Consider the following 8,859-nt stretch of genomic DNA (forward strand, 5'->3'; position numbering starts at 1 on the left):
TCGCATAGCTCAACTCCTAGTCATCTTAGGTTTTGGGTTAGCTGATTGCAAGAGGTAACGACTCTTGTAGTGCAGCGACTATAAAATCATTTCATCTCTGAAAATGTAATCTCTTCTGTGTTTTCCGTTTTTGGTGTAGGTACTAACCCAAATGATGGATTGAACCTATCCCAATCAACTTTAACTGCGTACTTCTTATTAACTCGAAAATTCTCCTCGATTTTACTCTTTCTATTAAACCAGCAGCTATTAACGCTTTAATATTGTTATTAAAGGCAGCTAAACTAGTATCATGTCTTTTACAAAATCTATCTTTTGCAGATTTACCATAAGATACTTCATTGTGATCATTCATATGTTTTAACATAAAATGAAATATGTTCATTTGAAGCCCAGTAACTCCCTTTACATTACATAGGTCATTTATATAAACCTTTATAAAATCAGGCTCTTGAGTTATTTCCCCTGTTTCTAGGTTTACATGTCTACGTCCCATATCGGCCTCATTTAAATAAATTTTAAAGTTAACTATAATAATAAAAAAAATTATTTCAAGTTTTTTTTAAAGTTATTAAATAAAAGTTTTCATATCCTAAAAATAACTTTTTTAATTATTAAAAATAATTATATAGTTATTAATAATGATTATTTAGTTATTAACATATAATCATATAGTTACCTTAACTAATTATATGATTACCAAAATTTATTTAAAATACTGATTTATATATAACTATTTATCTATCTTAGATTCTTTCTTGTTTTTCAGGAGTTACAAGACAACTCAGTAGCAACAAACTAATTTCCGCTTCCTCGTCGACGGTGTTCGGTGCTCGCAAGCTAAACTTAGAAAGAAAATTAAAAAATAATCCAAAAAATCCTTAAAATTAAAACGCCCACCGCTCGCCACAGCCAAGTGACCGAGCAACGCGAGCGAACGGGCGAGGAAGCGGAAGATAACCGGAAATTAAAGGGAACACAGTCACGCGAAAATCACAAAATACTAATTTCTTCCAATCTGGGCGATTTGTAAAAACAGCAATTTGCGCCGTCAGTCTCAAAGATATGTTGAGAGGCCAATTTCTTGGCAGCTATTTTCGTCTCAGAGGAAAGATAGATGAAATTTGTTGTCTTACCCTTCTCGTGGTCAACGTTAGTGATGATGGTTGCTTTGAAGTATTTCATGCCGCACCCCAACTCGCTGGAGAATTCGGGCACGCTGACGAAGGGTTAAATTGCGTGAGGTTCGAACGAATAACTCGATGATTTGATTTTGCGCTTCAATTACGCGCACACGGAAGGTACTATTTCCCATAGTCCGACTCCTAGTACTGTTAGGGTTTGGATTAGCTAACTTTTGGGATCACCATTCCCATCAGTTAGCGACTAGTTTATAAAATTCTTTCTGTAGTAATTTCTCTACCGTCTTCTGAATATTTAATTTTTAATTCAAATGCTGATCTTTGTTCTATGATGGACTTCCATTCTCCCCTAGCAAAAAATTTAGGGTTGGCTAAATATTCATTTCCTCCCTCACTCAGAACAAATCCTTTTTTTACAAGAAGAGCCAATCTATTTCTTAGAGTCCCATCTTTAATACTAAGTTGGTCACACATTGATTTTCTATATCTGGTTGAAAGAGTCATATAACCATCATAATCGAGCTTTCTAAGCATAAGAAACAAGACGTTTTTTAATGAGTCAGGAACTTTAATCATTGAACATATATCATCAATATACATTTTCACATATGGCGGTTCAGATGAATAACGAGATAATGTTGTCTTTGATTCAGAAATTATTTCTCCAGTGTTTATATCCACAGTGTCTTTTTTTTGCTCATAAAATGCAGTTTTTATTCTCTTTTTAGTCACCATGTCTTGTCCGCATATGTCACTCTATATAACGTGACAATTTACATACAAAAATATACCTTGTCAATAAGGTATTTTAATACCTTTTTTAAAAGGTGTAAATGTATCTTTCAGAAGTTACAAGTGTAACTCCATAACGGTACATATATACCCTTGTGAAGTGATAAAAATAGATACAATCCTTTTAATACATAGGATGGGTTATATATTGTTTTTAATCAGTACGAAATGCCAGACAACTAAATAGTAACAAACTAACCCCCCTTCCTCGTTGACGCTATTTTGTACTCACAAGTGGCGCTCCGTTTCAACGTCTCCTGCGTTAAAAAAATCAAAAAATCTTTTCAAAACTTAACCCGCACCGCTCGCCACAGCCAAGTGACCGAGCAACGCGAGCGAACGGGCGAGGAAGCGGAAGATAACCGGAAATTAAAGGGAACACAGTCACGCGAAAATCACAAAATACTAATTTCTTCCAATCTGGGCGATTTGTAAAAACAGCAATTTGCGCCGTCAGTCTCAAAGATATGTTGAGAAGCCAATTTCTTGGCAGCTATTTTCATCTCAGAGGAAAGATAGATGAAATTTGTTGTCTTACCCTTCTCGTGGTCAACGTTAGTGATGATAGTTGCTTTGAAGTATTTCATGCCGCACCCCCAACTCGCTGGAGAATTCGGGCACGCTGACGACGGGTTAAATTGCGTGAGGTTCGAACGAATAACTCGATGATTTGATTTTGCGCTTCAATTACGCGCACACGGAAGGTACTATTTCGCATAGCTCAACTCCTAGTCATCTTAGGTTTTGGGTTAGCTGATTGCAAGAGGTAACGACTCTTGTAGTCAGCGACTATAAAATCATTTCATCTCTGAAAATGTAATCTCTTCTGTTTTTCCGTTTTTGGTGTAGGTACTAACCCAAATGATGGATTGAACCCTATCCCAATCAACTTTAACTGCGTACTTCTTATTAACTCGAAATTCTCCTCGATTTACTCTTTCTATTAAACCAGCAGCTATTAACGCTTTAATATTGTTATTAAAGGCAGCTAAACTAGTATCATGTCTTTTACAAAATCTATCTTTTGCAGATTTACCATAAGATACTTCATTGTGATCATTCATATGTTTTAACATAAAATGAAATATGTTCATTTGAAGCCCAGTAACTCCCTTTACATTACATAGGTCATTTATATAAACCTTTATAAAATCAGGCTCTTGAGTTATTTCCCCTGTTTCTAGGTTTACATGTCTACGTCCCATATCGGCCTCATTTAAATAAATTTTAAAGTTAACTATAATAATAAAAAAAATTATTTCAAGTTTTTTTAAAGTTATTAAATAAAAGTTTTCATATCCTAAAAATAACTTTTTTAATTATTAAAAATAATTATATAGTTATTAATAATGATTATTTAGTTATTAACATATAATCATATAGTTACCTTAACTAATTATATGATTACCAAAATTTATTTAAAATACTGATTTATATATAACTATTTATCTATCTTAGATTCTTTCTTGTTTTTCAGGAGTTACAAGACAACTCAGTAGCAACAAACTAATTTCCGCTTCCTCGTCGACGGTGTTCGGTGCTCGCAAGCTAAACTTAGAAAGAAAATTAAAAAATAATCCAAAAAATCCTTAAAATTAAAACGCCCACCGCTCGCCACAGCCAAGTGACCGAGCAACGCGAGCGAACGGGCGAGGAAGCGGAAGATAACCGGAAATTAAAGGGAACACAGTCACGCGAAAATCACAAAATACTAATTTCTTCCAATCTGGGCGATTTGTAAAAACAGCAATTTGCGCCGTCAGTCTCAAAGATATGTTGAGAAGCCAATTTCTTGGCAGCTATTTTCATCTCAGAGGAAAGATAGATGAAATTTGTTGTCTTACCCTTCTCGTGGTCAACGTTAGTGATGATAGTTGCTTTGAAGTATTTCATGCCGCACCCCCAACTCGCTGGAGAATTCGGGCACGCTGACGACGGGTTAAATTGCGTGAGGTTCGAACGAATAACTCGATGATTTGATTTTGCGCTTCAATTACGCGCACACGGAAGGTACTATTTCGCATAGCTCAACTCCTAGTCATCTTAGGTTTTGGGTTAGCTGATTGCAAGAGGTAACGACTCTTGTAGTCAGCGACTATAAAATCATTTCATCTCTGAAAATGTAATCTCTTCTGTTTTTCCGTTTTTGGTGTAGGTACTAACCCAAATGATGGATTGAACCCTATCCCAATCAACTTTAACTGCGTACTTCTTATTAACTCGAAATTCTCCTCGATTTACTCTTTCTATTAAACCAGCAGCTATTAACGCTTTAATATTGTTATTAAAGGCAGCTAAACTAGTATCATGTCTTTTACAAAATCTATCTTTTGCAGATTTACCATAAGATACTTCATTGTGATCATTCATATGTTTTAACATAAAATGAAATATGTTCATTTGAAGCCCAGTAACTCCCTTTACATTACATAGGTCATTTATATAAACCTTTATAAAATCAGGCTCTTGAGTTATTTCCCCTGTTTCTAGGTTTACATGTCTACGTCCCATATCGGCCTCATTTAAATAAATTTTAAAGTTAACTATAATAATAAAAAAATTATTTCAAGTTTTTTTAAAGTTATTAAATAAAAGTTTTCATATCCTAAAAATAACTTTTTTAATTATTAAAAATAATTATATAGTTATTAATAATGATTATTTAGTTATTAACATATAATCATATAGTTACCTTAACTAATTATATGATTACCAAAATTTATTTAAAATACTGATTTATATATAACTATTTATCTATCTTAGATTCTTTCTTGTTTTTCAGGAGTTACAAGACAACTCAGTAGCAACAAACTAATTTCCGCTTCCTCGTCGACGGTGTTCGGTGCTCGCAAGCTAAACTTAGAAAGAAAATTAAAAAATAATCCAAAAAATCCTTAAAATTAAAACGCCCACCGCTCGCCACAGCCAAGTGACCGAGCAACGCGAGCGAACGGGCGAGGAAGCGGAAGATAACCGGAAATTAAAGGGAACACAGTCACGCGAAAATCACAAAATACTAATTTCTTCCAATCTGGGCGATTTGTAAAAACAGCAATTTGCGCCGTCAGTCTCAAAGATATGTTGAGAGGCCAATTTCTTGGCAGCTATTTTCGTCTCAGAGGAAAGATAGATGAAATTTGTTGTCTTACCCTTCTCGTGGTCAACGTTAGTGATGATGGTTGCTTTGAAGTATTTCATGCCGCACCCCCAACTCGCTGGAGAATTCGGGCACGCTGACGAAGGGTTAAATTGCGTGAGGTTCGAACGAATAACTCGATGATTTGATTTTGCGCTTCAATTACGCGCACACGGAAGGTACTATTTCCCATAGTCCGACTCCTAGTACTGTTAGGGTTTGGATTAGCTAACTTTTGGGATCACCATTCCCATCAGTTAGCGACTAGTTTATAAAATTCTTTCTGTAGTAATTTCTCTACCGTCTTCTGAATATTTAATTTTTAATTCAAATGCTGATCTTTGTTCTATGATGGACTTCCATTCTCCCCTAGCAAAAAATTTAGGGTTGGCTAAATATTCATTTCCTCCCTCACTCAGAACAAATCCTTTTTTTACAAGAAGAGCCAATCTATTTCTTAGAGTCCCATCTTTAATACTAAGTTGGTCACACATTGATTTTCTATATCTGGTTGAAAGAGTCATATAACCATCATAATCGAGCTTTCTAAGCATAAGAAACAAGACGTTTTTTAATGAGTCAGGAACTTTAATCATTGAACATATATCATCAATATACATTTTCACATATGGCGGTTCAGATGAATAACGAGATAATGTTGTCTTTGATTCAGAAATTATTTCTCCAGTGTTTATATCCACAGTGTCTTTTTTTTGCTCATAAAATGCAGTTTTTATTCTCTTTTTAGTCACCATGTCTTGTCCGCATATGTCACTCTATATAACGTGACAATTTACATACAAAAATATACCTTGTCAATAAGGTATTTTAATACCTTTTTTAAAAGGTGTAAATGTATCTTTCAGAAGTTACAAGTGTAACTCCATAACGGTACATATATACCCTTGTGAAGTGATAAAAATAGATACAATCCCTTTTAATACATAGGATGGTTATATATTGTTTTTAATCAGTACGAAATGCCAGACAACTAAATAGTAACAAACTAACCCCCCCTTCCTCGTTGACGCTATTTTGTACTCACAAGTGGCGCTCCGTTTCAACGTCTCCTGCGTTAAAAAAATCAAAAAATCTTTTCAAAACTTAACCCGCACCGCTCGCCACAGCCAAGTGACCGAGCAACGCGAGCGAACGGGCGAGGAAGCGGAAGATAACCGGAAATTAAAGGGAACACAGTCACGCGAAAATCACAAAATACTAATTTCTTCCAATCTGGGCGATTTGTAAAAACAGCAATTTGCGCCGTCAGTCTCAAAGATATGTTGAGAAGCCAATTTCTTGGCAGCTATTTTCATCTCAGAGGAAAGATAGATGAAATTTGTTGTCTTACCCTTCTCGTGGTCAACGTTAGTGATGATAGTTGCTTTGAAGTATTTCATGCCGCACCCCCAACTCGCTGGAGAATTCGGGCACGCTGACGACGGGTTAAATTGCGTGAGGTTCGAACGAATAACTCGATGATTTGATTTTGCGCTTCAATTACGCGCACACGGAAGGTACTATTTCGCATAGCTCAACTCCTAGTCATCTTAGGTTTTGGGTTAGCTGATTGCAAGAGGTAACGACTCTTGTAGTCAGCGACTATAAAATCATTTCATCTCTGAAAATGTAATCTCTTCTGTTTTTCCGTTTTTGGTGTAGGTACTAACCCAAATGATGGATTGAACCCTATCCAATCAACTTTAACTGCGTACTTCTTATTAACTCGAAATTCTCCTCGATTTACTCTTTCTATTAAACCAGCAGCTATTAACGCTTTAATATTGTTATTAAAGGCAGCTAAACTAGTATCATGTCTTTTACAAAATCTATCTTTTGCAGATTTACCATAAGATACTTCATTGTGATCATTCATATGTTTTAACATAAAATGAAATATGTTCATTTGAAGCCCAGTAACTCCCTTTACATTACATAGGTCATTTATATAAACCTTTATAAAATCAGGCTCTTGAGTTATTTCCCCTGTTTCTAGGTTTACATGTCTACGTCCCATATCGGCCTCATTTAAATAAATTTTAAAGTTAACTATAATAATAAAAAAAATTATTTCAAGTTTTTTTTAAAGTTATTAAATAAAAGTTTTCATATCCTAAAAATAACTTTTTTAATTAATTATATAAATAATTATATATATTATTATTAATAATGATTATTTAGTTATTAACATATAATCATATAGTAACCTTAACTAATTATATGATTACCAAAATTATTTAAAATACTGATTTATATATAACTATTTATCTATCTTAGATTCTTTCTTGTTTTTCAGGAGTTACAAGACAACTCAGTAGCAACAAACTTAATTTCCGCTTCCTCGTCGACGGTGTTCGTGCTCGCAAGCTAAACTTAGAAAGAAAATTAAAAAATAATCCAAAAAATCCTTAAAATTAAAACGCCACCGCTCGCCACAGCCAAGTGACCGAGCAACGCGAGCGAACGGCGAGGAAGCGGAAGATAACCGGAAATTAAAGGGAACACAGTCACGCGAAAATCACAAAATACTAATTTCTTCCAATCTGGGCGATTTGTAAAAACAGCATTTGCGCCGTCAGTCTCAAAGATATGTTGAGAGGCCAATTTCTTGGCAGCTATTTTCGTCTCAGAGGAAAGATAGATGAAATTTGTTGTCTTACCCCTTCTCGTGGTCAACGTTAGTGATGATGGTTGCTTTGAAGTATTTCATGCCGCACCCCCAACTCGCTGGAGAATTCGGGCACGCTGACGAAGGGTTAAATTGCGTGAGGTTCGAACGAATAACTCGATGATTTGATTTTGCGCTTCAATTACGCGCACGGAAGGTACTATTTCCCATAGTCCGACTCCTAGTACTGTTAGGGTTTGGATTAGCTAACTTTTGGATCACCATTCCATCAGTTAGCGACTAGTTTATAAAATTCTTTCTGTAGTAATTTCTCTACCGTCTTCTGAATATTTAATTTTTAATTCAAATGCTGATCTTTGTTCTATGATGGACTTCCATTCTCCCCTAGCAAAAATTTAGGGTTGGCTAAATATTCATTTCCTCCTCACTCAGAACAAATCCTTTTTTTCAAGAAGAGCCATCTATTTCTTAGAGTCCCATCTTTAATACTAAGTTGGTCACACATTGATTTTCTATATCTGGTTGAAAGAGTCATATAACCATCATAATCGAGCTTTCTAAGCATAAGAAACAAGACGTTTTTTAATGAGTCAGGAACTTTAATCATTGAACATATATCATCAATATACATTTTCACATATGGCGGTTCAGATGAATAACGAGATAATGTTGTCTTTGATTCAGAAATTATTTCTCCAGTGTTTATATCCACAGTGTCTTTTTTTGCTCATAAAATGCAGTTTTTATTCTCTTTTTAGTCACCATGTCTTGTCCGCATATGTCACTCTATATAACGTGACAATTTACATACAAAAATATACCTTGTCAATAAGGTATTTTAATACCTTTTTTAAAAGGTGTAAATGTATCTTTCAGAAGTTACAAGTGTAACTCCATAACGGTACATATATACCCTTGTGAAGTGATAAAAATAGATACAATCCCTTTTAATACATAGGATGGGTTATATATTGTTTTTAATCAGTACGAAATGCCAGACAACTAAATAGTAACAAACTAACCCCCCCTTCCTCGTTGACGCTATTTTGTACTCACAAGTGGCGCTCCCGTTTCAACGTCTCCTGCGTTAAAAAAAATCAAAAAATCTTTTCAAACTTAACCCGCACCGCTCGCCACAGCCAAGTGACCGAGCAACGCGA

General features: G+C 34.9%; 11 protein-coding genes. All 11 read right to left on the reverse strand.

The window, feature by feature from the left end:
- Positions 1-142: 142 nt before the first annotated feature.
- Complete coding sequence (locus AYJ55_RS23140) at positions 143-496, reverse strand: helix-turn-helix transcriptional regulator (protein ID WP_063658086.1); 354 nt, start codon at positions 494-496, stop codon at positions 143-145.
- 497 nt (positions 497-993) lie between these two features.
- Complete coding sequence (locus tag AYJ55_RS23145) at positions 994-1,185, reverse strand: hypothetical protein (protein WP_063657713.1); 192 nt, start codon at positions 1,183-1,185, stop codon at positions 994-996.
- A gap of 206 nt (positions 1,186-1,391) precedes the next feature.
- Positions 1,392-1,874, reverse strand: coding sequence for a replication/maintenance protein RepL (locus AYJ55_RS23150; RefSeq protein WP_187153343.1), 483 nt, complete (start codon positions 1,872-1,874; stop codon positions 1,392-1,394).
- A 455-nt stretch (positions 1,875-2,329) separates the two neighbouring features.
- The gene (locus AYJ55_RS23155) at positions 2,330-2,521 is read right to left on the reverse strand and encodes a hypothetical protein (RefSeq protein WP_063657704.1); all 192 of its coding nucleotides are present in this window, start codon (positions 2,519-2,521) and stop codon (positions 2,330-2,332) included.
- A gap of 210 nt (positions 2,522-2,731) precedes the next feature.
- On the reverse strand, positions 2,732-3,139 hold the full coding sequence (locus AYJ55_RS23160; RefSeq protein WP_063657714.1) for a replication/maintenance protein RepL: 408 nt from the start codon (positions 3,137-3,139) through the stop codon (positions 2,732-2,734).
- A gap of 496 nt (positions 3,140-3,635) precedes the next feature.
- Positions 3,636-3,827, reverse strand: coding sequence for a hypothetical protein (locus tag AYJ55_RS23165; RefSeq protein WP_063657704.1), 192 nt, complete (start codon positions 3,825-3,827; stop codon positions 3,636-3,638).
- Positions 3,828-4,037: 210 nt separating this feature from the next.
- On the reverse strand, positions 4,038-4,445 hold the full coding sequence (locus AYJ55_RS23170) for a replication/maintenance protein RepL (RefSeq protein ID WP_063657714.1): 408 nt from the start codon (positions 4,443-4,445) through the stop codon (positions 4,038-4,040).
- 495 nt (positions 4,446-4,940) lie between these two features.
- Entirely contained in the window at positions 4,941-5,132 is a 192-nt protein-coding gene (locus AYJ55_RS23175; protein WP_063657713.1) for a hypothetical protein, read from the reverse strand.
- A 207-nt stretch (positions 5,133-5,339) separates the two neighbouring features.
- Positions 5,340-5,822 carry a replication/maintenance protein RepL gene (locus AYJ55_RS23180; protein ID WP_187153343.1) on the reverse strand — a complete coding sequence of 161 codons (483 nt, stop codon included), beginning with the start codon at positions 5,820-5,822 and terminating at the stop codon, positions 5,340-5,342.
- A 456-nt stretch (positions 5,823-6,278) separates the two neighbouring features.
- Positions 6,279-6,470: a hypothetical protein gene (locus AYJ55_RS23185; protein ID WP_063657704.1), complete on the reverse strand. Its 192-nt coding sequence runs from the start codon at positions 6,468-6,470 to the stop codon at positions 6,279-6,281.
- Positions 6,471-6,685: 215 nt separating this feature from the next.
- Entirely contained in the window at positions 6,686-7,087 is a 402-nt protein-coding gene (locus AYJ55_RS23190) for a replication/maintenance protein RepL (protein WP_063658088.1), read from the reverse strand.
- Positions 7,088-8,859 lie beyond the last annotated feature (1,772 nt).

The organism is Candidatus Arsenophonus triatominarum, assembly GCF_001640365.1.
Taxonomy (GTDB): domain Bacteria; phylum Pseudomonadota; class Gammaproteobacteria; order Enterobacterales; family Enterobacteriaceae; genus Arsenophonus; species Arsenophonus triatominarum.